The sequence below is a fragment of the Mycolicibacterium sp. SMGY-1XX genome, assembly GCF_059132455.1.
On sequence record NZ_CP101139.1, the window covers coordinates 1,910,551 to 1,935,430 of the forward strand.

A 24,880-nucleotide genomic window follows, 5' to 3' on the forward strand; every position below is an offset into this window, starting at 1 on the left:
AGCTGCGGCCTACCTGCCAGGTTTCTGTGAATCCGGGAGCACCTGTTCGTAGAACCGGATGTGCGCGGCCGCCGCGGCGTCCCAACTGTATGAGCGGGCCAGGGCGCTGCCGGAGGGTGCTCGGTACGCGTACGAACCGTCGAGGGCCTGACGCAGGGCGGCGGCCATCGCGGGCACGTCGGAGGCGTACTCGACCTGGTCGTCGAACACCTCCCGCAGTACCGGCAGGTCGCGCGCCACCACCGGCACACCAGCGGCCAGCGCCTCCATGGCGGCCAGCCCGAATCCTTCCCTGACTGACAGGAACGGCAGGACCGCCGCGCCCGCCACCAGGCTCGGCATATCGGTGTCGTCGACGGTGCCCAGCATCACCGGGGTGACACCCAACTCGCGCGCCCGCGCCTCGAAGGTGGCCCGGTAGTCGCGGTAATCGAACAAGGTCTCCCCGCCGGCGAACACCAGGGGAATCTGCGGGTCACCCAGCAGCGCATAGGCTTCCAGAAGGTCGAGGCTGCCCTTGCGTGGTTCGATGCCGCCGACGGCCAGCACGTACCGCCCGAACCGCTGACGCCATCGAGTGCCGTCCGCGGCCGAGAACCGCTGCCAGTCGACGCCGTTGGGGATCACCGTGGGCCGCAGGCCCCAGCCGTCGGTGACCTCGCGGGCCACCGCCGCCGACACGCAGATGTGTGCGTACGGCCGCGTGATCGCCCGGTCGTGGCATCGCACCAGCTCAGGGGTGGTGAAGGTGTCGAGGTGATGCACGGTGCGGACGCACCGCTGCACGGCATTGGCGCTGATGCAATCCTGGGCGTGAACGACGTGGTACCCGGCTTCGGCGGAGTCGTGGAAGGCGTCCCGCAGCACGTCGATCGACCGCAGGATCCGCGCACCCACCGTCTCACCGTCAACGGTGGGGAACGGCACCGCCGCCACGCCGACGGCCGGGTCCACCGGGCGGTAGAAGGCCGTGTCGCCACCACGACCCAGGGTCCACACCGTGACGTCGTGCCCGGCGCGCGCCAGCGCCTCCGCCAGTGCCAGCGTGTGGACCACGCCGCCACGTGGTTTGGTCGAGTACGTCAGCAGGGCGATACGCATCAGCCCTGCACCAGGCTCGGATGATAGGAGCCCACCTGGCGCTCCCGGAGGTGGTTCAGAACCGTTCTGGCCCGGGCGATCTCGGCGGCCACGTCGATGTCGGCGACGGCCAGGCCACCCTTGGACCAGGTCTTGGCGACGATGTTGCCGCCGGGGTCGACGATCTTGGCTTGACCGAGGAACCGCAGTGTTCCGGTGATGCCGGTGAGGTTCGAGGACGCCAGGACCACCTGGTTCTCGGCGGCACGGGCCATGTCGTAGAGGTCGAACAGCCGGGCCTGCCGGTCGTTGGGCATCCGGGCCGCACGGTCGGTGACGCTGGCCGGCCACGCCGACAGGGCGGCGATCACCTGTGCGCCGTCGAGGGCCAGCGTGCGCGCCGACTCGGGGAAGGTCTTGTCGTAGTCGATCAGCATCCCGATCCGTCCGACCGGCGTGTCGAACGCCGCGAAGCTGTCTCCGGCGGCGTAGATCAGGCTCTCCTGGGCGGGCTGGTGCACCTTGCGGTGCCTGCCGAGTATCCCGTCCCCGGACAGGCAGGCCGCCGCGTTGTAGACCACGGAGTGGTGTTCGCCGGGCCCCCGTTCGGTGTACCCCACACAGACCGTCATCGGGCCCGCCAGCGCGCACAACGCCGCCAGTTCGGGGCCGTCGGGAGACAGCGCCGGCGGCCGTTCGCCGGGCGACGGATTGGACAGGCTGCCGATGTAGCCGCCCAACGTGGCATCCGGTAGCACCAGCAGGTCGATGCCTTCGGCGCGGAGTCGTTCGATGATGCCGCCGAGTTTGTCCATCGACCGTTCGATGTCACGCCCGAAATGGGCTGCCATCGCGGCGATTCTCATGCCGCGCGCGACTTCTGTCCGACCCTCACGATCTGGCTGTACAAGTGCTCGGCGTCGCGGCCCACGGAGGCGAACCGGCCCGAGCCCCAGGTGTGCAGCCACGGCAGGCCCAGGAAGTACAACCCGGGAACCGAGGTCACGCCGCGGTCGTGGCAGACGTGGCCCTCCCCATCGAACACGCCGGCCCGCAGCCACGAGTAGTCGGTGGCGAACCCGACGCACCAGATCACCGAGGTGATGCCCGCCTGTTGCAGGTCCAGTGACCTCGGCTCCGCTTCCGGCCGCCACACGGGGACGTAACGGGCTTCTGTCGGCGCATCGATGCCTTCGCGTTCGATGTAGGCGTCGATCAGGTCCTTGATCCCGTCGGCGACGGAGTCGGCGTGATCGAGATTGCTCGACAGGGTGGGTTCGAAGGTGAGGTCCGTGCCTGTCGCCGAGGCCAGGCGTCCGTACAGCCGCATGCCTTCCAGCGCAAAGGCCCGCAGGTCGATATCGCGGCCGCCGCCGCGCCCGGTCATGTAGTGATTGGTGTTCTCCCGCTTGGCCACACCGCCGGCCTGCGCCTCGATCGGAACGTCGTAAGTGCCCATCTCCGAAAGCCAGGCCACACAGTCGCGGCCCCGGTAGAAGCGGGCGCACCGGGGTGCCGTCCCGGTGACCAGATGCACGGCTCTGCCGTCGAGGTGCAGGTCTTCGGCGATCTGGGCACCGGACTGCCCGGAGCCGACGATCAGCACCGCGCCCTCGGGAAGCTGGTGGGAACCCCGGTAATCCGCCGAATGCAACTGAAACAGAGCAGGGTCGAGCCGCTCGGCCATCCGTGGCAGCCGCGGCTTCTGGTATCCGCCGGTGGCCACCACCACCTGGTCACCGTGCAGCAGCTCCACGGCAGCGCCGCGCCGCACGGTCACGTCGAAGCCGCCCGCGGGGTTCTGCGTCAAGGCGGTGACCGTCGCGCCGGTCTGCACCGGCGGATCGAATGACGCGGCGTAGTCCTGCACGAACTGGTACACCTCGTCGCGGGTCATGAATCCGTGCGGATCGCCGCGGTCGTAGGGGAACCCGGGCAGGTCGCACTGCCAGTTCGGGGTGACCAGGGTGAAGTTGTCCCAGCGGCGGTCCCGCCAGTCGCTGGCGATCGAATCCTTCTCCAGCACCACGTGATCCACACCGTCGCGGGTCAGATACCAACTCATGGACAGGCCCGCCTGACCGGCGCCGATCACGATCACCGAATAGTGGCTCATACCAATGCCTCCCGTCCGGGGACCATCTTCACGACGGTGACCTTTCCGTCGCGGTAACCTCCACGGCTGTGCTGCAGGGCCTCGATCTGCGCCGACGCCGATGTGCAATACATGCCGTAGCGGGCCTTGACCCGTTCGCTCGCCTGCGTCAACGCCGTCACCGCGCGGGACATGAAGTCGTCGATCGCGTATGTGCCGTTCTCGGTGAAGAAGTCGTGCATCACCAGTGACGGTGAATAGCAGTCCTGGACCACCCCGTCGGGCCAGCGGATCTGGAACGTCATCTCAGGCATGGACCCACTCGCTGACAGTCGCCGAACGGTACACATCGGGCCGGCGGTCACCGAGGTGATTCATCCCGCCGCCGCGGGCCAGCCCGATCCGTTCGCTGATGTCCACTGCGGCCGTGGCCAATCCGGGTGCCACCCCGGTGGTGGCCAGGGTGTCACCGCCGGGCCCGACGATCTTGGCGCTGCACACGAAGCGCAGCGAGCCGAACGTGCCGGCCTGGTTGGAGGCCACCCACACCACCTGGTTCTCCAGCGCGCGGGCGGCGTCGAAGATGTCGAAGCGGTGCTTCCAGCGGTCGTCCTCGAGATTGGGGACGGTGGCTGTGCGTGCGGTGGGCCACGCCGACAGGGACGTGATGATCTCGGCGCCGTCGAGGGCCAGGGCGCGGGCGGCTTCGGGGAAGGCCTTGTCGTAGCAGATCTGCATGCCCATCCGGCCGACCGGCGTGTCGAACGCCTGGAAGCTGGAACCGGCCTGGTAGCAGAGGTTCTCACCCAGCGGCTGGTGCACTTTGCGGTAGGCGCCCAGAATGCCGTCGCCGGTGAGGGTCACCGCGGCGTTGTAGCGACTCTCGCCATCGGCCTCGCAGAAGCCGAGGGTGATCACCAGGTCGCCGGCCATCGCACGTAGCCGGCTGAACTCGGGGGCGTCGAGGGTGAACGCGGGCGGCAGTGCCTTGCGGCGGCGTTCGCGTTCTTCCTCGGTCTCCTGGCCGCCGCCCAGGCTGGGCAGGTATCCGCCCAGGCACGCTTCGGGGAGCACCAGCAGATGTGAGCCACGTTCCCTGGCCTGGTCGATCAGTGCGCCGATGGTGGCGAAGCATTGTTCGAGGTCGCGGCCGAATTCAGCGGCGGCAACCGAGATCACGGTGTCGTTCATGAGATGTCCTGACGTGACGAGGTGGGTGCCAGACCGGTGACGGTGCCGGCGATGGCTGTGGTGGTTTCGCCGTCGGGCCACCGGAGGGTGACCAGCGGCCCGGTGGAGCGGGCGGAGAAGCTGCCGCAGGTGCGCGACGTGGCCGGGCCCGGGTCGACGACGGCGCGGCCCGGTCGGTCGGCGGTGATCATCGCGAAACCCGGGAAACAGCTGAGCCACTGCCCGAGGGGGGCGGCGCCGGGCCGGGGGATGTCGGCGACGGTGATCTCGGCGGTGACGCCGCTGGCCTCGGCCATCATCCCGGTGGTGCCCACCAGGCCGGCCATGCTGACGTCTTTGGCGGCATGAGGGTGGGTGCGGGCGACGGTGCCCGCGAGGTGCCGCAGGTCGGCCGCGTCGCGCCGGGACGTCGAATCCCATTGCTGGCCGGTGTATCCGGGGCGCCAGCCTCCGGACAGGTCGGCGGTGACGGTCAGCGCATCACCTGGTATGGCAGCGCCGCCGGGCACCGGGCGGGTGGTGTGTCCGAGTGCGGTGACCGACAGCGCCGCTGGAACCCCGACCTGGGTGTGGCCGCCGAGTACCGGCACACCCCAGGCCTGCGCGGCCGCGGCAAGCCCCCGGATGATGCGGGTGAGCTGGGAGGTGGTGGGAGCGCCCACCGCGTCCAACAGGCCGGTCGCCGTGGCCCCCATCGCGGCCAGGTCGTTGAGATTGACCAGCACTCCGCACCAGCCGGCCCACTCGGGATCGCGGGCGACCATCGACGGGATGATCGCATCGCAGGCGGCGATCATTCCCGAGTCGCCGACCGGTACACCGTCGTCGCCGCGAAAGCGGTCGGGCATGTGGTGGGTGATCGGGCGCAGGACGTCGCCGAGAAGTGCCTTGGTGGAATTGGCCTGCCGCTCGAATCTGTCGATGGGCCAGCGCATTCGGCTGTGCGGTGCCCCGCCGAGCTCGTTGTGGCCCAACAAGTCCCACCCGAGGGCGGCGAACATCGGCTCATAACGCCGCTGCACCGTCGCCTCGAACCGCAGGATGTGGTTGGCATCCACCCAGGCGCAGGCGGCGCGGACCAGAGCGCGGCCGACGCCGGAACCGCGGGCTTCAGGGGAGAGCACCAGCCGGCTGCCGGTCCACCAACCCAGGTCGGGGCTGGTGGCAGGCGCCAGTCGAACGCCGCCGAGTAGGCGTCCGTGCGGGTCGGTCGCCACCAGCACCGTGGTGGCAGGATCGGCGTCGGCGTCGTCGCGGTCCGTGGCCGCGAACAGGTGCTGCCGGTCGACGAAGACGTGGTGGCGTAGTGCCGCGTAGTCTTCGGCCACGCGGTCTGGCTGCTCGGCGAGCGTGGTGATCAGGTAGTCCGGTCGGAGACCAGCGGTCTCGCCGGACAACAGTGCCATCAGGGTGTAATCGCTCATCTCAACCTCCGGCTGCCGGCAGGAGACTGCAGGCGCCGCACGCTGCACAGCCCGCCTGCTGGTCGGCTCCGGACATGGCGGCACCGCGCAGAAGTGACGCGACCCGACCGCTGACCTCGGCCACCAGCGCTGGGCTGGGTGGGGCGGTGCCGGCGGCCAGCGAATCGGCCAGCGGACGGAACGGCACGACGAACGGGTACACGCCCAGGTCGATCAATTCGCTTGCCGCATCGACAATCTGATCGGCGGTATCGCCCAGCCCGATCAGCAGGTAGCTGGACACTTTGTTGCGGCCGAACACCCGAACCGCCTCCGTCCATGCGGCTCGGTATTCATCGAGCGCCACCGTGGACTTGCCCGGCATCCACGCCCGGCGCACGTCATCGTTCATCGACTCGACGTGGATGCCGATGGCGGTGGCGCCGGCGGCCTTGAGTTCGCTGATGACATCGAGATCGCCGGGCGGTTCGATCTGCACCTGAATGGGCAGGCCGGGGACGGCTTCGGTGACGGCGCGTACGCAGTTCGCCAGATGTGTTGCACCCCGGTCTTTCCCGTTGGTGGTTCCGGTGGTCATCACCAGTTGTTGCACGCCGTCGAGGGTTACCGCGGCCTTGGCGACCTCGGCTATCTGCGCCGGTGTCTTGACGGCCACGGTGTCACCCGCATACAGAGATTCTTCGATGGTGCAGAATCGGCAGCGTTGCGACTGGCTGTAGCGGATGCACTTCTGAACCACCGTGGTGGCCAGGACATTGGTCCCGTGTAGGCGGGCGATCTTCTCGTAACCGACCCCCTCTGCGGTGCTCAGGTCGTAGAACTTCGGCCGTGCCACCGGCTGGACCGAGATTCCGGTGTCCTCGCCGTCGAAATACACCGTGTCCCCGTCGATCACATAGTCGCTCAACGGGTTCAGCGGAATCGTGGCACCTGAACCGGCGATGCTGACATGTCCGTCATCGGACGGGCCGGCGCCGGAGCGACGCGTCACGGGTGCGCTCATCCGCGCCCCGTGCACAGCAAGGTCTGCGCGCACCCGCAGCCCTGGGCCGCTGGTCAGTTGGACAGGAGACGCATGCCGCCACTTCGCCTCGTCGGTCGTGCCTCGTTCTGCGTCGGCGTAACGGGTGGACATGCTGCTAGACCATGTAGGTGGAGTTGATGATGGCACCCTTGCGGGCGTAGTGGATGATCGCGTCCTGCACATCGAGCGGGTGGGCTGGGATCACGCCGGCAATCAGGTCTTCCTCCCGGCCGCCGTGCAGTGCCAGTCCGAAGCGGCAGCAATACACCGTGCCGCCTTCCTTGATGAAAGTGGCCAGGGAGTCGTTGATGTTCTGCTCGCCGGGGAAGCCGCTGTCACCGGTGGTCGGAAAGCCGCGGGTGGCGAGGCAATTGATGGCGCCGGGTCCGTAGAAGTAGATGGCGGACTCGAAGCCCTTGCGCAGTGCGCGCGTTGCCTGCAGCACGGCGACGAAGCTCACCGAAGACTCGTGGGCGATCCCGTGCACCAGGGTGAAGTAGGTCTCGCCGGCGGTGGCCTGGTAGTCGGGGAAGATCTTGGTGCCGCCGTAGATGTTGGTGCCCTTCGGCAGCGACGGATGCGGGATCTCGTTGAGCGACTTCTCGATGTTGGCCGCGATGGTGGCGTCGATATCGGTAACGGTGTCGGTCATGCGTTGCTCCTTGTCGGTGAAGGCGTGTGAGCAACATTTACGTCCTGGAGTTTTTCCGAATGGTTTCATCAGGAACAACAGATGATTACCGAGATCTCACCGCGATGTGCATCGCAGATTATCCGAAAAATACTGTGCTGCACAATAATAACGCGTTCTTTGGCAAACTATCCCGCGATCCGATGGGGATGGAGTTCACGCCGGGAAACAATCATGCGGCAAACCCCAGGTGCGATGTCACGACCAGGACACACAGGCCGGGTAAAGAGTTACGGCCGGCACACCGCGACGTAACCCGGCGAAACAATTCAGAGCACCGGGAAGACGCGAGTACCTGACTACGCGGGTGCCACGCTTCGCGACGCGCGAACATGGGCCCGTGCGGGGGTGATCGTCACGGGCGCGAAGCGGTGACGATTGCGGTGCAGCACCGTCGCGTGCGATCCACGCAGGGCTGCGCCAGAGGGGGAGCCGCTTGGCGGCCGAACAGTAGAAGAAGGGAATGAAGGGAACAGGGCCATGACGGCTCATGCAGAACCGATCGGAACACCGGCGGAGGGAGCCGGGTCCGGAGGTCTCGACAACGAAGGCAACGCCACCCGCGAGGGGTGGGCATGGTTGCACGCAGCGAAGGTGCTCGGGGGTGTTGTTGCCGCGGCGACGCCACTCATCGTGCTGGGGGTCCAAATCGTCAATGATGTCGACAGAGAGCCAAAGATCATCCGGTCGACTATGGGATCTATCGGCGATGTGATCGCGAATGAGGATCTGACCGAAGTCACTGTCGCCGGGACGGCAGAGCCTGGCGTCGACGCCGTTGTGGTGACCATCGACCCGACGGATCCGGAAAAGCGACGATTCGTGGGCGAGACCGACGTGTTCGCTCAGGAATGGACGTTGGTGATCCCTACTGAACCGAAGTTGGATCCGGGGTATGCGATCAAGGCCAATTTCTATTCAGCACCGAAGGCTGGCTATGTGTCGAGTCATCGAGTGCTGGCCTCGTCCATCGAGGATCCGCCTGTGCCGCCGCCTGTGCCACCGAGCGAGATCGTCGAATGTGTTGTCGTGCACGGTGATAGCTGTTTCGAAGGGCAGCCAGGCTGGAGTGATCCGTCGATCTACCGATCGGACCAGTGACGCAAGGAATGCCGCGTCGTGGCGATCGCTGCTTCGATCGCCACGACGCGGGTCGCGTGAATGCCCCAGGGTCTGTCGACTCCGACCTGCCGGTCGAGATCCCACAGCACGGCCGATTCGTTCGGCTTGGCCACCCTGGCCCATGCGATGACGGTCCGCCGCAGTTGATCGTCCACGCTGCCGTGCGAGTGATCGATCGGTCCACCGCCCTCCGGGTGGTGGTGAAGGAACTGCCCGTATGCGGCGTGACAGAAATCGAAATACCTTGCGGTGCAGAGAATCAATCCATGCCATGCTTGGTCGACGGCGTGCGACGGCATCCCTATCACCTGTCCATCGCGGATTGCAGCGGCGCAGCACCGTAGCCACTGCCGTAGTCCGGTGTCGATAAGCGATCGTGGCTCCCATGGACAGGTACTGAAAACGGCATCAGGAAGGTCGAGTTCGGCCACAGCCTTTTCGGCGCGGACTATTGGGTCCGGGCGTAGGCGCCACATGCGTGTACTGTACCGCCCGCGTCCCGTGCGCTTGTTCCTTGTGCAACGAATCATGTTGAGGGCATTGGCTATCGAGAGCCGATGGGCTAACTTCTCGTCATGGAGATGAGGCTCGTCATCGCTCTGGCGGTCGTGTTTGTCGCGGTGGTGATTCTTGTGTCGATCATGGCTCTGTCTCGGCGCGGCCGCCGCCGTCGCCGGTGGGCTGCTGGCGGGTCTGGGGTGCGGTCGCGCCCCAGGGATCGGCGTGAACTGTGGGCACGGCGCTATGGCGCCGGTGGCGCATGGTCGGATGACGGCCCCACTGGTGGGCTGGACGGTGTCGACGATGCGAGAGGCAGTTGCGGAGGCAGTCGCTGCGCCGGTTACTGATCCAGCCGGCGGGCATCGTGCGCCCCTCCTCATGCTGGCTCGACGGCCCGGTTGTCGAGTTTGGTGGAGTACACCACGCTGGTGGTGATCGAGCCGAGGTTGGCGATGCGGCCGGCGATCCGTTCCAGATCGGACATCGACCGGGCGATCACCTTGAGGATGAAGCAGTCATCACCGGTGACGTGATGCGCCTCAACAACTTCGACGGTACTGGCGAGCATCTCGTCGAAGGCCCGGTAGTTGCCGGAAGGGTAGCGCAGCCGGACGAACGCGGTGACCGTGTAACCCAGGGCAGCGGGATCGACGACCGCGCGATAGCCGGTGATGGCCCCGAAATCGGTGAGCCGGCGCAGACGATCCGCGGTGGAGCTCGGCGACAGATGGACCGTGCGGGCGAGATCGGCGATCGACATCCGCCCGTCGGCTTGCAACGCGGACAGCAGCATCGCGTCGGTCTGGTCGAGTTCGAGTCGTTGATCGAGCGGCATGACCGCCACTTTGCCATTGATTCGATGGTAAAAGGCCGCAATTCACCGTTGATACTGGTGTTGCCGAGCCTGATACCGGCGCAGACTGGCCGCGTGAACTCAGCGATCGAATTCTTCGAACAGCGCCTCCGGTTTCAGACCGACCCAGCCGACCTGGCCGCCGCGCGTATGTCCGGCACGTTCACCGGACTCCTGATCGACGTGCGCAGCGCGGCGGCCTGGGAACAGGGCCACATTCCCGGCGCGCTGCACATCCCCGCCCCTGAGCTGGGGGAGAGGCTGGCGGAGTTGGCGCCCAACCCGCGGACGCCGATCGTCGTCTATTGCTGGGGGCCCGGCTGCAATGGCAGCACCAAGGCGGCGCTGACGCTGGTCAGGCTCGGCTTCCAGGAGGTGCGCGAGCTCATCGGCGGTTACGAGTACTGGGCGCGCGAAGGCCTGGCGGTCGAGTCCGCCGCCGGCCGGCATCGCCGCGCGGTCGACGAGCTCACCGCGACCTCTACCGGGTAGCGAGTGAATCGCACCGTTACCGTCAACTATTCCGCTTCGATTCCTGTCGGCCACTTCGTGAAGTGACCGAGTACGCCGACACCCGGCCGGAGAAGAAGCGCAGGGGTTTCGACGGTGCGGAACCGTTCCGGCACCCGGCGCTGGTACACCGTCTCAGTTAACGACAACGGCGGCAACAGTTTTCGCGCCAACAGTTGCCCGCTGACGCCGCGGTCGTCCCTCACGGTGAGCCGGACGTGGACGGGAGGCGTGCAGCATCGTCGCGGTCGAGGGGCTGCAAGGTCAGCACACCACGCTGGTTCTGGACGCCCAGTGGTCAGTCTCGTTGGGTCCGCACCGGGGTGAGTGCGTCGACGATGACGGCGGCCATCCGCTCGAACAGGGCATCGGTGGGGCCGCCGGCCGGCCGTGAGGCGCGCAGCAGGGCTGCACCCTCATGAAGGGCCAGGATCGCGTCGGCCAGCTCGCTGACATCGGTATCCAGCCGGCGGTCGGTGGCCGCGACCACCTCGGCGATCAAGGCGGTCAGCTTCTGCGCCGATCGTTCGCGGTGCGCCACGAACTGGGCGCGCACCGCGGCGTCGCGCGCGGCGTGCACGGTGAACTCGGCGAGTGTCAGAAACCAGTCGTCGCCACCTGCGCCGCCATTGGCGACGAAGTTGAGCAACAGTGGCACCGCATCGACATCGTCCGGTGTCCGGCCGAGGACGCGGTGTAGCTCGTCGAGCATGTCATCGGTCTTGCGGTCATAAACCGCGAGGAAGAGGGCTTCCTTGGTGGGGAAGTTGGAGTAGAACGCGCCCCTGGTCAAGCCCGCGGCGGCGGTGATGTCGTGGATCGAGGCCTGGTGGAATCCGCGTTCGAGGAACATCGTCAGCCCGGCGTCGAGTACCGCCGCGACTGTCACCGGCCTGCGTTTTGTCGGTGATTTGGGCATGCCCCGCTCTCCCTCGTTTCTTCGCCACATCGATCGCGCCGTGACGGGTGTTCACCCGAATCCCGTCGGCACTCAGTGTGACGGTAGTTACGGGGCAGCACTGGTCGTCGCTCAGCTTGATACAGTGTGTATCCGATACGGAGTGTATCCGTTTACGGTACGTAAGACGAGCGAGGAAAAGAATGAGCAAACACGAACGCAGTGAGTCGTTGCTCGAGGGTTTGCGGGACGCGGTGTCGCCGCGCACCCTGCTCCTGGGTGTCGGCGTGCTGCTGCTGCAGTTCGGGTTCATCCTGTCCTACATCGGCGCTTTCCACGCTCCTATGCCGCAGCACATCCCGGTGTCGGTGGTGGCCCCCGCGGAAGCGGTGCATTCCGTGGTGGATCGCCTCAACGCCATTGCGGGACAACCGCTTGACGCTTCTGCGGCCGTCGACGAAGCCGGCGCCCGCCACGCGCTCAGCACCGCCGCGACCTCGGCGGTGTACGTGGTGGACCCCGCCGGCACCAGTGATCGGCTGCTGACGGCCTCGGCCGGCGGAACCTCGGTCTCCGGGGCCGTCGAGCAGATCTTCGACCGTGTCGCGTCCTCCGAGCACAGGAAAATCGCGGTCGAGGACGTGGTGGCCCTCGAACCCGGCGATGCCCGTGGGCTCAGTGGCTTCTACCTCGTCATCGGGTGGGCCGTCGGCGGCTATCTCTTCGCCTCGATGTTGGGCGTCGCCAAGGGTGCCCGCCCGGCCACGTTCCCCCGCGCCGTGTGGCGACTGGGCGCCACCGTTCCCTACAGTCTGGCGTCGGGTATCGGCGGTGCCGTGGTGGCAGGTCCGGTGCTGGGAGCGCTGACCGGTCACCTGTGGGCGCTGGCCGGGGTCGGGACGCTTGTGGTCCTTGCCGCGGCAACCGTGACCATGGCCTTCCAGATGCTGTTCGGCACCTTGGGAATCGCGCTCACCGTCCTCGTCTTCGTCATCCTCGGCAACCCGTCCGCCGGCGGCGCCTACCAACCCGCGCTGCTACCGCCGTTCTGGCGTGCCCTGCACTCGGTGCTGCCCAACGGCGCCGGCACGGATGCGGTGCGCAAGATCGTGTATTTCGGCAGTGAGGGCATCGGCGGACCAGTTGCGGTGCTGGTTGTGTGGTCGCTGGCGGGCATCGTGCTCACGCTGGGTGCGTCGGCTCTGGTGAGCCGGCGACGGAAACGTGCGGTGGCCCAACATCGTCGCGAACTGCACGCACAGATGGTCCCGGCTTGATCAGCGCAGCCGCAGACCCCGCGGCGTCCGGCTGAACCCCGCAGCCGTCAGCGCCGAGGCAACCGCCGCGTGGTCAGCAGGTGCCGCCGGATCCAGTACGGAGGCGCCGTTGATCCGTTCAACCAGCAGTCCATCCACTTTGCGGTTGGTCACCAGATCGGCCAGCACTGCGGCTGCCGCGTTCAGCGTCTCAGGGTCTGCGGCGAAGTTCAGCAGGGAACGTCCGCCACGTTCGAGAAACCACACCAGTTCGCCGTCGACGAGCACCACCAGCGCTCCGGCTTTTCGGCCAGGTCGATGGGCGCTGTCGGTATCGGTGTCACGGGCGGGCCAAGCCAGCGCCGCGCCATAGGGATTGGCGGGGTCGGTGGCTGCCAATGCCACCGCGGTCCGATCGCCGTGGTCGCCGTCGACGGAATCGGCATGCGTACGCAGCCGGTCCACGGTGGACGCCATCGAGAACTGCGCGCCACCCAGTGACTCCACGAAGTATCCGCGCTGGCACCGGCCGGTGTCCTCGAAGGCCGACAACACCTTGTAGAGCATCGCGAAGCCGCCCGGCAGGTTCTCGCTGGCCACCGCTCCCTTGGTCAGAACGCCGTAACGCGCGAGCAGGAGTTCGGCGGAGAAGGAGGCCCGCAGCGTCGTATCGAGTTCGGCGGCGGGTAGGGCCGACCAGCGCCCGGCTACCGTCGGGTCGACGCTGCGCGCCTGCGGATGGGCCACGCTGTAGCGGGACAGCCGGGGCGCCCGCCGGGTGCGGTGTGCGGGGGTGGCGGCTTTGCGGGCACCGGGCCGACGCCCACCCGACAGCAGCGCGCGTACCGGCGCGAAGGTGTCGCCGGTGACCCAGCCGGCCCAGATGAGTTGCCACAAAGCTTCTTTCAGTGTTTCTTCGCTGACACCGCCGGTGCTGAGTTGCCGGAAGAAGAACGCGCCGTGAGCGTCGCCGGGCCGGCCGAGGGTGTCGAGCAACGAGCGGTGGACGTCGGTGAGTTCCAGTTCGGTGGGCTGGGTCAGCGTGAGCGGCGCGGTGTCGGCGGTGTGGAACGCCACCCAGCCGTCCCCGCCGGCCAACGATCCGGCGCCGGACCACAGCACCTCTCCGGAGGCCAGCAGCTCGTCGAGCATCGCCGGGGTGTATCCGCGCACACGCTGACCGAAGATCAGCGGCTCCACCGCCGAAGCCGGCATCGGCACCCCGGAGAGCTGCTCGATCACCGACGCCAGCCCGTCGATGCCCGATGCGTTACCGAACTGCTGCCACCCGGGCAGGAACCGGGCGTAGGCGGCGGTGCTGACCGGCTCGACCTGCGCCCGCAGCGCCGCCAGCGACCGGCGGCGCAGGATCCGCAGCACCTCGGCGTCGCACCATTGCTCGAGGCCGCCTACGGCCGTGGAAGATCCAGCGGTGTCGATGAACTCGCCCTTGACCAGTTTGCCGTCCACGGCCAGGCGGCCCAGCACATCGGCCGCCACCCGCAGGCCCAGCCCGAACCGGCTCGCGGCGTCAGCGGTGGTGAAGGGGCCGCGGGTGCGGGCGTAGCGGCTGAGGAGCTCGCCGAGAGGGTCTTTCACCGACTCGGTGAACGTGGCCGGCACCCCGACCGGCACAGCGACTCCCACACCGTCACGGAGGCGGCCGATGTCTTCGATCGCCACCCACCAGGTGCGGTCGGCGAACGACACCCGCAGCGCACGCTTGGCTTCCTCCAGCCCGTGCAACCAACCGCTGACGTCGTCGGCGGTACTGCGTAGGGCCGCCTCCTCTTCGGTGAGCGGACCCAGCAGTCGCAGCAGGTCCGCCAGGCCCTCGGCGTCGCGGACGGCGCGCTCCGGGGTCAGGTGCTGCAGCTGTTTGTCGGTGGAGGCGATGACATCGGAGTCGAGTAGCTCACGTAGTTCCACCCGGCCAAGCAGTTCGGAGAGCAGTGTCGAGTCCAAAGACAATGCCGCGGCCCGTCGTTCGGCCAGCGGGCTGTCACCCTCGTACATGAACGCGCCGACGTAACCGAACAGCAGCGAGGCTGCGAACGGTGACGGCATGGACGTCTCGACCTCGACGACCTTGACGCGACGTTGCGCGATGCGTCCCATCAGTTCGGTCAGCATCGGTACGTCGTAGACGTCCTGCAGGCATTCCCGCACCGCTTCCAGCACGATCGGGAAGTCGGGGTACTTCTTGGCCACATCGAGCAGTTGAGCGGCGCGTTGGCGTTGATGCCACAGCGGCGACCGCTTGCCGGGGTGCCGGCGGGGCAGGAGCAGGGCCCGCGCCGCGCACTCGCGGAACCGCGAGGCGAACAATGCCGACCCGCCCACCTCGGCGGTGACCAGCGGTTCGATCTCGTCGGCGTCGAAGACGAAAAGGTCTGCGCCGGGTGCAGTTTCGTCAGTGTCGGGCAACCGCAGGATGATGCCGTCGTCGGAGGCGGTGGGTTTCTCGTCGATCCCGAACCGCTCGTAGAGCCGCTTGCCGATGGCCAGCGCCAGCGGCCCGTGCACCCGGAGGCCGTAGGGGGAGTGCAGCACCACACGCCAGTCGCCGAGTTCGTCGCGGAAGCGTTCCACCACCAGGGTGGCGTCGGTGGGGACGGTGCCGGTGGCCTCCTTCTGCTCCTCGAGCAGCCGCCACAGGTTGTCGGTGGCGAATTCATCGAATCCAATCGTGGCGCAGCGCTGTTCGAACTTGGTGCGGTCCATCCGGGACAGCTCGCCGGTGAATGCGCCGACGGCGGCGCCGAGTTCGGCGGGGCGGCCCACCGCATCACCGCGCCAGAACGGCAGCCGCGCCGGCTCGCCCGGCGCCGGGACCACCAGCACGCGGTCATGGGTGATCTCGGTGATCCGCCAGCTGGTGGCGCCCAGGGAGATGACGTCACCCGGGCGGGATTCGTAGACCATCTCTTCATCGAGTTCGCCGACCCGCGAGGGCTTTTCGGAATCTGCACTGGTGGCCAGGTACACCGTGAACAGGCCGCGGTCGGGGATGGCGCCACCGGAGGTGACGGCCAGGCGCTGCGCACCGGGGCGGGCGGTGACGGTGCCGGTGTCGCGGTCGTAGACGACCCGGGGCCGCAGTTCGGCGAAATCGGTGGAGGGGTACTTGCCCGACAGCAGGTCCAGCGTCGCCTCGAACGCGCTGCGCGGCAGTGTCGCGAACGGTGCGCTGCGCCGTACGGTGTCGAACCAGCCGTCGGCGTTCAACGGCTCCAGCGCACACGCGGCCACCGTGTGCTGGGCCAGCACGTCGAGCGGGTTGGCCGGAACGTGCATGGTCTCGATCTGCCCGGCCAGCATGCGTTGCACCGACACCGCGCAGCCGATCAGGTCGGTGCGGTGTTTCGGGAACAGCACGCCGTGGGAGATCTCACCGACCTGGTGGCCGGCGCGGCCGATGCGCTGCAGGCCGCTGGCCACCGACGGCGGCGTCTCGACCTGGATCACCAGATCGACCGAGCCCATGTCGATACCGAGTTCCAGGCTGGACGTGGCGACAACGGCTTTGAGGCGTCCACTCTTGAGCGCGTCCTCGACGTCGGCGCGGGCTTCCTTGCTGACCGACCCGTGGTGCGCCCGGGCCAGCACCGGTTCGGCGCCGTAGGTCTGGCCGCTGCCCATGATGTGTGCCGGTGGCCCGCCCGGCACACCCGGGTTGCGGTCACCGGAGAGTTCGACACCGGTGCGTTCGGCGTGGATCTCGTTGAGCCGCGCAGTCAGACGCTCGGCCAGGCGTCGGCTGTTGGTGAACACGATCGACGAGCGATGGCCCTCGATCAGGTCGACGATCCGCTCTTCGACGTCCGGCCAGATGCTGTTGTTCTCCAGGTTCGCCATGTCCGGCACGGGCACCTGGACCTCGAGCTCGAAGGTCTTGGCCGCCGGCGGCGCCACGATAGTGGTTGGCGCCGGGCCGGACAGGAAGCGCGCCACCTCCTCGGCCGGGCGCACCGTCGCCGAGAGGCCGATGCGCTGCGCGGGTGTCGGCAGCATCGCGTCGAGCCGTTCCAACGACAGGGCCAGATGGGCACCGCGTTTGGTGTTGGCGACGGCGTGCACCTCGTCCACGATCACGGTTTCGATCCCGGCGAGCGTCTCACGCGCGGCCGAGGTGAGCATGAGGAACAGCGACTCGGGTGTGGTGATCAGGATGTCCGGCGGCCGGGTGATCAACTCCCGCCGCTGCGCTTGCGTCGTGTCACCGGAACGCACGCCGACACTGATGGACGGAGGCGGAGCGCCATTGCGCTCGGCGACTCGGCTGATACCGGTCAGGGGTGTGCGCAGGTTGCGCTCGACGTCGACAGCAAGCGCTTTGAGTGGAGAGACATAGAGCACCCGGGTGCCGGGTTTACGGTCCAGGTCGGTGGGCCCCGCGAGCTGGTCGATGGCCCATAGGAACGCGGCCAGCGTCTTGCCGGAACCGGTGGGTGCGATGACCAGCGTGTTGTCGCCGTCGGCGATGGCCTGCCACGCCTGGGCCTGCGCCGGTGTGGGCTCGACGAAAGTACCCGCGAACCACTCGCGCGTCAGCGGGGTGAAGCGCGAGAGCGGATCAGGCCGCCGCTTCTGTCGAGGTGGAGTGGGCACGTGTCCATGGTGCCAACGAGGTCTGACAAAAAATGTCAGCGCTTGCTGATGGCCTCGATGAGCTGGGCCGGGATGCCAGGTACCCGTGCCGCGGCGTCCAACAGCGCGTGCGCGCAGAGGTCGGCGATCTGCCCGGCATCCAGCGACGGGTCGATGATCCGCTGCCGGCACAGCTCGAGGGTGAACGCCAGCCACCCGTACACCGTGACCCGCAGGTCGCGCTCCACCTTCGAGTCCAGATCCGAGGTGATGGCGCTCATCTCGTTCAGGATGCGCTGCATCTGCCGGGTGTTGTCGGCGTCATCGATACCGAGCAGCAGAGGATCGGTGCGACCGGGCCCGATATAGGCCGCCCAGGAACCGTGGGGGTATCGCTCGTGATACTCGACATAGGCCAGCACCCCGGCGCGCAACCGCTCGAACAGTGTCTGACCTGGCACGGCAGGTGTGCTGGTGGCCTCGAACAGGCGCTCGCTTTCCGCGCGGACCACCTCGGCGAAGAATGCGCGTTTGTCCGGGAAGTAGTGGTACATCAGCGCCCGCGACACGCCCGCCCGCTCGGCGATCTCGTCGATCCGCACGTCGTCATAGGGCCGCTCGCCGAAGACCTTCGCGCCCAGGGCCAGCAGTTCCGAACGCCGGTCGTCGGGGGACAACCGCCGGCGGGCAGGCCTGGCCCCGGACTGTTCGGACATGGTGGCATATTATCTGACACATGTATAACAGCGGCGGACGGCTGTGATCGTGACGTCTGCCAGCTAAATTCCGCACCGAATCCCTCGCGGTGAAACCAAGGGGCGCCCCAGTAGGCTCGCGGCGTGAATGGCGAGCCACGTCCCGAGCTACAGCGCGACGCCGAGCGAACCCGCGCCGACCTGCTGGCCGTGGCCACCGAGGTGTTCGCCGAGTCCGGGTACTCGGGCGCGCGTGTCGATGAGATCGCCGAGCGCACCCGCACCACCAAGCGGATGATCTACTACTACTTCGGCGGCAAAGAGGGCCTGTACACGGCCGTGCTCGAGAATGCCTACCGCGGCATCCGCGAGGCCGAGCAGCGTCTGCAGGTCGACCACGTTGATCCGGTGGACGCCATGCGGAGTTTGGCGGAGCTGACCTTCGATCACCACCTGGATCACCAGGCCTTCATCCGCCTGGTCGCCATCGAGAACATTCACCGGGGCGAGTACATCAGCCGGCTCGACTCCCTGCGCAGCTTGGCACGACCGGCGACCTCGCTCCTCGACGAGATCCTGGCCCGCGGGCGTGCGCAGGGTGTCTTTCGTGCCGATGTCGAGGCGCTCGATGTCCACATCCTCATCAGTTCCTACTGCGTGTTCCAGGTGGCGAACCGCTACACCTTCGGATTCCTCTTCGACGTCGACTTCACCGAGACGACGCAACGGGCTCATCTGCGACGCATGATCGGCGATGTCGTCGTGGGCTGGCTCACGGCCGCGTCGCCGGCGATCTAGCTCACACAGACCTCTTGACGAGAGGCACCCCACAGTGTTCTAGTTTATGTACGTACTAGTTCGTACATTGAGTAGGACGGTGGAGTGTGGCATCCAGCCCGTATCTCGTCGGTCTCGTAGGACAGGGCGTCGGCCCGTCGCTGACCCCGGCGTTGCACATGGCCGAGGGTCGAGCCCATGGCCTCGATTACGTGTACCGAGCCATCGACCTCAAGGCGGCCGGTCTCACCCCGGAACGCATCGGTGAGATCCTGACCTGGGCGCGCGCACTCGGATACAACGCCCTCAACGTGACCCACCCGTGTAAGCAGTTGGTGATCCCGCATCTCGACACCCTCGACGATGACGCCGCCGCGCTCGGAGCGGTCAACACGGTGGTCTTCGAGGAACACCGCACGATCGGCTACAACACCGACGCACCCGGGTTCGGCGCCGGTTTCGCCGAGGGCCTGCCCGGCGCCGCCGTCTCGAACGTGGTGCTGCTCGGGGCGGGAGGAGCAGGCGCCGCGGTAGGGCACGCACTCCTCGAGCTGGGCGCCGGCCACCTGACCATCGTCGACCTCGAGGTCGACCGCGCCACGACCTTGGCGGGCGAACTCGCCGGCCGGCATCGCGACGCGCGCGTCGATGCCTCCGCCTTCGACAAGCTCTCGATCCTGTTGCCGCACAGCGACGGTGTCGTGCATTGCACCCCCACCGGCATGGCCGACCACCCGGGCATACCGTTCGACGCGGCACTTCTACATCCCGGGCTGTGGGTGGCCGACATCGTCTACCGGCCCTTGGACACCGCGCTGCTGACCGCAGCCCGGAAGGCCGGCTGCCGAACACTCGACGGCGGCTTCATGGCCGTGCACCAGGCGACAACCGCCTTCGAACTGATCACCGGGATCGTTCCTGACGCCGATCGCATGTCACGCCACTTCCGCACTCTCGCCGGGTGAAGTCGCACTCCGTCGGAAACCACATCAGAAGGAAACCAGGAGGAACCCAATGAGCGTCACGAACAGCAATTCGGCAGGCGGTGTTCCGGCCGGCACGCCGGCGCGGACGCCCAAGAAGGCGGCGTTGGCCAGTTTCATGGGCAGTGCCGTCGAATACTACGACTTCTTCGTGTTCGGTTTTGTTGCCGCTCTTGTCTTTCCAAAGGTCTTCTTCCCAGAGGGCAACGAGACGGTAGCGCTGGCACAGTCTTTCGCGACGCTGGGTGTCGCGTACATCGCCCGGCCGATCGGCGCCTTCGTGATCGGTCACTTCGGCGACCGGATCGGGCGCCGCAACGTGCTGATGTTCACCCTCGTCCTCATGGGCGTCTCGACGTTCGCCATCGGATGCCTGCCGACGTACGCGGCGGTCGGCGCGGCCGCGCCCCTGCTCCTGGTGACCTGCCGCCTGCTGCAGGGGTTCTCCGCCGCGGGCGAGCAGGCAGGGGCCAGCTCGTTGACGTTGGAGCATTCACCTGACAACCAGCGCGCCTTCTTCACGTCGTGGACGCTGACCGGCACACAGGGTGGCCTGATCCTGGCCTCGCTCGTCGTCATCCCCATCGTGGCACTCCCGGACGAGGACCTGTACTCCTGGGGGTGGCGAGTTCCGTTCTGGCTCAGCGCCTTTGTCGTGGTGGTCGCGTACTTCATCCGCCGTCGACTTCACGAGACACCGGAATTCTCGGAAGCCAAGGCCACGGGCACCATCGCCCGGATGCCGCTGATGCCACTGATGCGCAATCATTGGCGCGACGTTCTCAGGGTGATCTTCTGCGCCTTCATCGCCGCCGTGTCCACCGTGTTCGCCAACCTGGCCATCGCCTACGGCAAGAAAATGGGCCTCGACGCGGACGAGACGCTGTGGCTGGTCGTGGTCGCGAATATCGTGGCACTGTTCACCCAACCGCTGTTCGGCAAGCTCGCCGACCGTATCGGCCGCAAGCCCGTTTACATCTACGGTGCACTGTCCTCGGCGGTGCTGATGCCGTTCTATCTGTTGTCCATGAGCGGCGGCAACGACGTCCTGATGTTCGCGCTGGCAATCGCCACCTTCTCCTTCGGCTACGCCGCAGCCAACGCCGTATGGCCGTCTTTCTACGGTGAGATGTTCTCGACCCAGGTGCGGTTCTCCGGGCTGGCCATCGGTACTCAGTTGGGATTCCTGGTCGCCGGTTTCGCTCCCGCGATCGTCACCGCACTCGGCGGTGTGCAGGAAGGCGGTTGGGTGGTCATCAGCATCTTCACCGCGGTGGTGTGCCTCATCGCCACTGCCGCCGCACTGACGGCCAAGGAGACCAAGGACGTGCCGACCGCGCTGCTGGGCAACAAGAGTCCCGGCTCCGCGCGGGAACTCGTCGACCACTGATCTCCTCGATCCTGGCCATCAGCAACATTTTTGGAGTGTCAACGTGCAAGACCTGACGGCGAACATCGACTCCGATCCCGACAGCGCCACCGCAAGTCAACGGGCCATCAACGCGGAGATGCTGACCATCGCGTCCGAGTACGAACGCGGCGGCGTCGACGAGTCACAGCCCCGACTGGACTACACGCCGTATCGCAGCAGTCTGCTGCGCCACCCGACCAAAGACCTGCACCACGCCGATCCGGAGGGTGTCGAACTGTGGGCGCCCTGCTTCTCCGAACGCGACGTCAGCCCGCTCGAAGCCGACCTCACCATCCAGCACGGCGGTGAACCCATCGGTGAGCGCATGGTGATCACCGGCCGCGTGTTCGACGGCGACGGCAGACCCGTGCGACGGCAGCTCGTGGAAATCTGGCAGGCCAATGCCGGGGGGCGCTACGTCCACAAGCGTGATCAGCACCCCGCCGCCATCGACCCCAACTTCACGGGCGTCGGCCGCTGCCTGACCGATGACGACGGCACCTACCGGTTCACCACCATCAAGCCGGGGCCCTACCCGTGGAAGAACCATCGCAACGCATGGCGACCGGCGCATATCCACTTCTCTTTGTTCGGAACGGAATTCACTCAGCGGATGGTCACCCAGATGTACTTCCCGGGTGACCCGTTGTTCGGCCTCGACCCGATCTACCAGTCGATCACCGACCAGAAGGCTCGTGACCGGCTGGTGGCCACCTACGACCACGACATCACCACCCATGAATGGGCCACCGGGTACCGGTGGGACATCGTCCTCACCGGCGCCATGCGCACCCCGATGGAGAATCCCGATCACGGAGGCGAGCACTCATGAGCACGCTGCTGACCGCAACGCCGGGGCAGACCGTCGGGCCCTTCTTCGGCTATGCGCTGCCGTTCGAGCGCGGCAACGAGCTGGTACCGCCGAGTTCGCCGGAGGCCGTGCAACTGTCGGGTGTCGTCGCCGACGGTAACGGCAAGCCGGTGCCCGACGCGCTGATCGAGATCTGGCAGGCCGACGCCGACGGTGACGTGCCGACCTCGCCCGGTTCGCTCCACCGGGACGGCTTCACCTTCACCGGGTGGGGTCGGGCGAGCACCGGCGACGACGGGCGCTACAGCTTCTCGACCGTCCTTCCGGGAGAGTGTCAGCCCGGGGCGGCGCCGTTCATCCTGGTGACCGTGTTTGCGCGGGGGTTGCTCAACCGGCTGTTCACGCGCGCATACGTGCCGGGCGACCATCTTTCGAACGATCCGCTCCTGGCTTCGCTTCCGCCCGAGCGGCGCGACACCCTGATCGCCAGACGGGACGCCGGCGGCCTGCATTTCGACATTCAACTGCAGGACGCACCAGGCGCCCCCGAAACCGTTTTCCTGCGCTACCCGGGGCATCACCGATGACCGACCTGTTCTGGCCGGGAGACCACCGCGCGGGTGACCTGATGAGCGACTGGGCGTTCCTCACCGCCATGGTGGCCGTCGAGCAGGCGTGGCTCGATGGCCTCGTCGACGCGGGTATCGCGCCGCGCGACGCGCGGGCAGCACTCAGCAGCGTTGTGGTCAGGGACGACGCGGACATGATCGCTCGACGCGCCGACGCGGACGGCAACCCGGTCAGCGCCCTGGTCGCACTGCTGCGAGAGCGGTCCGAACCGGCGACGGCGCGCTGGCTGCACCGCGGGCTAACCAGCCAGGACGTCATCGACACGGCACTGGTCCTGTGCATGCGTGACGTGCTCGTCAGGATCACCGACGAGTGCGCAACCCAGGCCAGTGCCCTGGCCGCCCTCGCCGAAAGGTACCGAGATACAAGGGCTCTCGCCCGTACGCTGACCCAGGCCGCCTTGCCCAGTACGCTCGGCGCGAAAATCGCCCGGTGGCTCACGGGCGTGCTGGACGCCGCCGAACCGCTGGCGGGACTGGTGTCCTCGCTCCCCGTCCAGGCCGGGGGGGCGGTGGGCACCCTCGCCGCGGCAACCGAATTGTCGGGATCGGTCGACGGTGCCACCGCCCTCAGCGATGCCCTGGCCCACAAGCTGCGCCTGGCGCCCGCGCCGCCCTGGCACACCACCCGATCGACGATCACCCGCATGGGGGACGCGCTGGTGACCTGCTGTGACGCCTGGGGCCACATCGCCGCCGACGTCGCGACGGGCAGCCGCCCGGAAGTCGGCGAATTCGCCGAGGGCAGCGGGGGAGGCTCGTCGACCATGCCGCACAAAGCCAATCCGGTCCGCTCGGTGCTGATCCGGCGCGCTGCCCTCACCGCGGCTCCGCTGGGCGCCGTTCTGCACGCGGCGGCGGCCGCGAGTGTCGATGAACGCGCCGACGGCGCCTGGCACGCGGAATGGGCGACGCTGAGAACGCTGGCCCGGCATACCGTCGTCGCCGCCGCACACACCTCCGAACTCGTCACCGGCCTGAAGGTCGACGAGACGCGGACCGCCGACAACCTCGCCGCCGCCGAGGGCCTGCTCTCCGAGCAACGTGCGATGACCGAATTGACCGGTCGCACAGCCCTTCCCCGATACACCGGCATCGCAGACCGGTTGATCGACGCGGCGGTGAGCCGCGCCCGGCGTCTCTCCGAGGAGCCGTCGTGACCATTCCCGCCTTGGGCGTCGTCGACTTCGGTGGACCAGACAAGGGGCCGGTGATCCTGCTGGGCCCTTCGCTCGGCACCTCGGCGGCGATCCTGTGGGGTGCGGTTGCGCAGGCGCTGACCGCGGAGGCGCGCGTGGTCGGGTGGGATCTGCCCGGGCATGGACGAAGCGGCCCCGCCGGTTCCTTCACCATCGCCGAACTGGCGGCCGCGGTGGTGGAGATCGCCGATCACTTCGGCGCCGAGCAGTTCCACTACGCGGGCGATTCCCTGGGCGGCTGTGTCGGTTTGCAATTGGCGCTCGACGTCCCGCATCGGGTGGGGACGGCGACCCTGCTGTGTACCGGCGCGGCCATCGGCACCCCGGACGGCTGGCGGGATCGCGCAGCGACCGTACGCGCCGAGGGCATGGCCGCGTTGGTTGCCGACGCCCCCCGGCGCTGGTTCGGGCCCGGGTTCGCCCAGCAACGCCCCGGCGTTGCTGCAGCACTCGTCGATGGCCTGAGCCACACCGACCCGGAGTCCTATGCGCGGGCGTGCGAAGCGCTGGCCGCATTCGACGTCGTCGACCGGCTGCCTGAGATCGCCATCCCCGTGCTCGCCGTCGCGGGCAGCGATGACACTCCAACCCCGCCGGAGTCACTGCAGCGAATCGCATCTGAGGTCACCAACGGTGAACTGGTGGTGTTGGAGGCGGTCGGTCACCTCGCTCCGGCGGAGGCCCCTGACAGGGTGGCCGCGTTGATCGCGCAGCGGGTGGGACTGCCGTGGCGGGCCGCAGCCAGAACCGTCGACGAGGTGTACCAGAGGGGAATGGCGGTGCGACGCGAGGTTCTCGGTGACGCCCACGTCGATCGCGCACAGGCCGCCACCACGGAGCTGACCGCGGATTTCCAGCGCATGATCACCGAGTACGCCTGGGGTGGCATCTGGACCCGTCCAGGCCTGGACCGCCGCAGCCGCTCGATGATCACGTTGACCGCCCTCATCGCGCGCGGCCACCACGAGGAGTTCGCCATGCACCTGCGTGCTGCCCGACGCAACGGCCTGAGCAACGACGAGATCGCCGAGCTGATCATGCAGACAGCCATCTACTGCGGTGTCCCCGACGCCAACACCGCGTTCCGCATCGCCTCGGACGTGCTGTCGGACTTCGATTCACGCGGAGGAGCTGCGTAGC

At 67.5% G+C, this 24,880-nt stretch carries 23 protein-coding genes; 10 read left to right on the forward strand and 13 right to left on the reverse strand.

Features of this window, described 5'->3' with window-relative positions; all coding sequences use genetic code 11:
* Positions 1-9: 9 nt before the first annotated feature.
* The 8 genes from NL241_RS09405 to NL241_RS09440 form a co-directional block, all read right to left on the reverse strand.
* Positions 10-1,101: an MSMEG_0565 family glycosyltransferase gene (locus NL241_RS09405; protein WP_494397363.1), complete on the reverse strand. Its 1,092-nt coding sequence runs from the start codon at positions 1,099-1,101 to the stop codon at positions 10-12.
* On the reverse strand, positions 1,101-1,946 hold the full coding sequence (locus tag NL241_RS09410; protein WP_494397364.1) for a carbon-nitrogen hydrolase family protein: 846 nt from the start codon (positions 1,944-1,946) through the stop codon (positions 1,101-1,103). Before NL241_RS09410 ends, NL241_RS09405 begins: the two co-directional genes overlap by 1 nt.
* On the reverse strand, positions 1,943-3,196 hold the full coding sequence (locus NL241_RS09415; RefSeq protein WP_494397365.1) for an MSMEG_0569 family flavin-dependent oxidoreductase: 1,254 nt from the start codon (positions 3,194-3,196) through the stop codon (positions 1,943-1,945). Before NL241_RS09415 ends, NL241_RS09410 begins: the two co-directional genes overlap by 4 nt.
* Positions 3,193-3,489 carry an MSMEG_0570 family nitrogen starvation response protein gene (locus NL241_RS09420; RefSeq protein ID WP_487691175.1) on the reverse strand — a complete coding sequence of 99 codons (297 nt, stop codon included), beginning with the start codon at positions 3,487-3,489 and terminating at the stop codon, positions 3,193-3,195. Before NL241_RS09420 ends, NL241_RS09415 begins: the two co-directional genes overlap by 4 nt.
* Positions 3,482-4,366: a carbon-nitrogen hydrolase family protein gene (locus NL241_RS09425; protein WP_494397366.1), complete on the reverse strand. Its 885-nt coding sequence runs from the start codon at positions 4,364-4,366 to the stop codon at positions 3,482-3,484. The genes NL241_RS09420 and NL241_RS09425 overlap by 8 nt, the downstream gene beginning before the upstream one ends.
* Positions 4,363-5,790, reverse strand: a complete 1,428-nt coding sequence (locus NL241_RS09430) for an MSMEG_0567/sll0787 family protein (protein ID WP_494397367.1) — start codon at positions 5,788-5,790, stop codon at positions 4,363-4,365. Before NL241_RS09430 ends, NL241_RS09425 begins: the two co-directional genes overlap by 4 nt.
* 1 nt (position 5,791) lies before the next feature.
* Positions 5,792-6,793 (reverse strand): MSMEG_0568 family radical SAM protein, encoded by a 1,002-nt coding sequence (locus tag NL241_RS09435; protein WP_487691180.1) that lies wholly within the window; start codon positions 6,791-6,793, stop codon positions 5,792-5,794.
* 136 nt (positions 6,794-6,929) lie between these two features.
* Positions 6,930-7,466: an MSMEG_0572/Sll0783 family nitrogen starvation response protein gene (locus NL241_RS09440; protein ID WP_487691181.1), complete on the reverse strand. Its 537-nt coding sequence runs from the start codon at positions 7,464-7,466 to the stop codon at positions 6,930-6,932.
* A gap of 519 nt (positions 7,467-7,985) precedes the next feature.
* Here NL241_RS09440 and NL241_RS09445 point away from each other — a divergent pair.
* A complete protein-coding gene (locus NL241_RS09445; protein WP_494397368.1) occupies positions 7,986-8,606 on the forward strand; it encodes a hypothetical protein in 621 nt (206 codons plus the stop codon).
* Here the strand turns inward: NL241_RS09445 and NL241_RS09450 are convergent.
* Together NL241_RS09450 and NL241_RS09455 are read right to left on the reverse strand one after the other, a co-directional pair.
* Positions 8,588-9,508 carry a UCP032817 domain-containing protein gene (locus NL241_RS09450; protein ID WP_494397369.1) on the reverse strand — a complete coding sequence of 307 codons (921 nt, stop codon included), beginning with the start codon at positions 9,506-9,508 and terminating at the stop codon, positions 8,588-8,590. The genes NL241_RS09445 and NL241_RS09450 overlap by 19 nt on opposite strands.
* On the reverse strand, positions 9,505-9,963 hold the full coding sequence (locus tag NL241_RS09455; RefSeq protein ID WP_487691185.1) for an Lrp/AsnC family transcriptional regulator: 459 nt from the start codon (positions 9,961-9,963) through the stop codon (positions 9,505-9,507). The genes NL241_RS09450 and NL241_RS09455 overlap by 4 nt, the downstream gene beginning before the upstream one ends.
* A 93-nt stretch (positions 9,964-10,056) precedes the next feature.
* Here NL241_RS09455 and NL241_RS09460 point away from each other — a divergent pair, with 93 nt between their 5' ends.
* Positions 10,057-10,473 carry a rhodanese-like domain-containing protein gene (locus NL241_RS09460; RefSeq protein ID WP_494397370.1) on the forward strand — a complete coding sequence of 139 codons (417 nt, stop codon included), beginning with the start codon at positions 10,057-10,059 and terminating at the stop codon, positions 10,471-10,473.
* Positions 10,474-10,789: 316 nt separating this feature from the next.
* Here NL241_RS09460 and NL241_RS09465 read toward each other — a convergent pair whose 3' ends face one another.
* Complete coding sequence (locus tag NL241_RS09465) at positions 10,790-11,410, reverse strand: TetR/AcrR family transcriptional regulator (RefSeq protein ID WP_494397371.1); 621 nt, start codon at positions 11,408-11,410, stop codon at positions 10,790-10,792.
* Positions 11,411-11,592: 182 nt separating this feature from the next.
* Here NL241_RS09465 and NL241_RS09470 point away from each other — a divergent pair, with 182 nt between their 5' ends.
* Entirely contained in the window at positions 11,593-12,666 is a 1,074-nt protein-coding gene (locus NL241_RS09470; RefSeq protein ID WP_494397372.1) for a DUF3533 domain-containing protein, read from the forward strand.
* Here the strand turns inward: NL241_RS09470 and NL241_RS09475 are convergent, their stop codons facing one another.
* Both NL241_RS09475 and NL241_RS09480 read right to left on the reverse strand, forming a co-directional pair.
* Entirely contained in the window at positions 12,667-17,256 is a 4,590-nt protein-coding gene (locus tag NL241_RS09475) for an ATP-dependent helicase (RefSeq protein WP_494397373.1), read from the reverse strand.
* 35 nt (positions 17,257-17,291) lie between these two features.
* Positions 17,292-17,951 carry a TetR/AcrR family transcriptional regulator gene (locus NL241_RS09480; protein ID WP_494397374.1) on the reverse strand — a complete coding sequence of 220 codons (660 nt, stop codon included), beginning with the start codon at positions 17,949-17,951 and terminating at the stop codon, positions 17,292-17,294.
* Positions 17,952-18,074: 123 nt separating this feature from the next.
* Between NL241_RS09480 and NL241_RS09485 the strand changes: the two genes are divergently transcribed.
* From NL241_RS09485 to pcaDC, 7 genes are all read left to right on the forward strand, one after another.
* On the forward strand, positions 18,075-18,728 hold the full coding sequence (locus NL241_RS09485; protein WP_487691197.1) for a TetR/AcrR family transcriptional regulator: 654 nt from the start codon (positions 18,075-18,077) through the stop codon (positions 18,726-18,728).
* Positions 18,729-18,814: 86 nt separating this feature from the next.
* Positions 18,815-19,672, forward strand: a complete 858-nt coding sequence (locus NL241_RS09490) for a shikimate dehydrogenase (RefSeq protein WP_487691199.1) — start codon at positions 18,815-18,817, stop codon at positions 19,670-19,672.
* Between the two features lie 49 nt (positions 19,673-19,721).
* The gene (locus NL241_RS09495; protein ID WP_487691201.1) at positions 19,722-21,080 is read left to right on the forward strand and encodes an MFS transporter; all 1,359 of its coding nucleotides are present in this window, start codon (positions 19,722-19,724) and stop codon (positions 21,078-21,080) included.
* 52 nt (positions 21,081-21,132) lie between these two features.
* The gene (gene pcaH / locus NL241_RS09500; protein ID WP_487691457.1) at positions 21,133-21,933 is read left to right on the forward strand and encodes a protocatechuate 3,4-dioxygenase subunit beta; all 801 of its coding nucleotides are present in this window, start codon (positions 21,133-21,135) and stop codon (positions 21,931-21,933) included.
* The gene (gene pcaG / locus NL241_RS09505) at positions 21,930-22,499 is read left to right on the forward strand and encodes a protocatechuate 3,4-dioxygenase subunit alpha (protein ID WP_487691203.1); all 570 of its coding nucleotides are present in this window, start codon (positions 21,930-21,932) and stop codon (positions 22,497-22,499) included. Before pcaH ends, pcaG begins: the two co-directional genes overlap by 4 nt.
* Positions 22,496-23,701, forward strand: coding sequence for a lyase family protein (locus tag NL241_RS09510; RefSeq protein WP_494397375.1), 1,206 nt, complete (start codon positions 22,496-22,498; stop codon positions 23,699-23,701). The genes pcaG and NL241_RS09510 overlap by 4 nt, the downstream gene beginning before the upstream one ends.
* Positions 23,698-24,879, forward strand: a complete 1,182-nt coding sequence (pcaDC, locus tag NL241_RS09515) for a bifunctional 3-oxoadipate enol-lactonase/4-carboxymuconolactone decarboxylase PcaDC (protein ID WP_494397376.1) — start codon at positions 23,698-23,700, stop codon at positions 24,877-24,879. The genes NL241_RS09510 and pcaDC overlap by 4 nt, the downstream gene beginning before the upstream one ends.
* The last annotated feature ends 1 nt before the right edge of the window (position 24,880 follow it).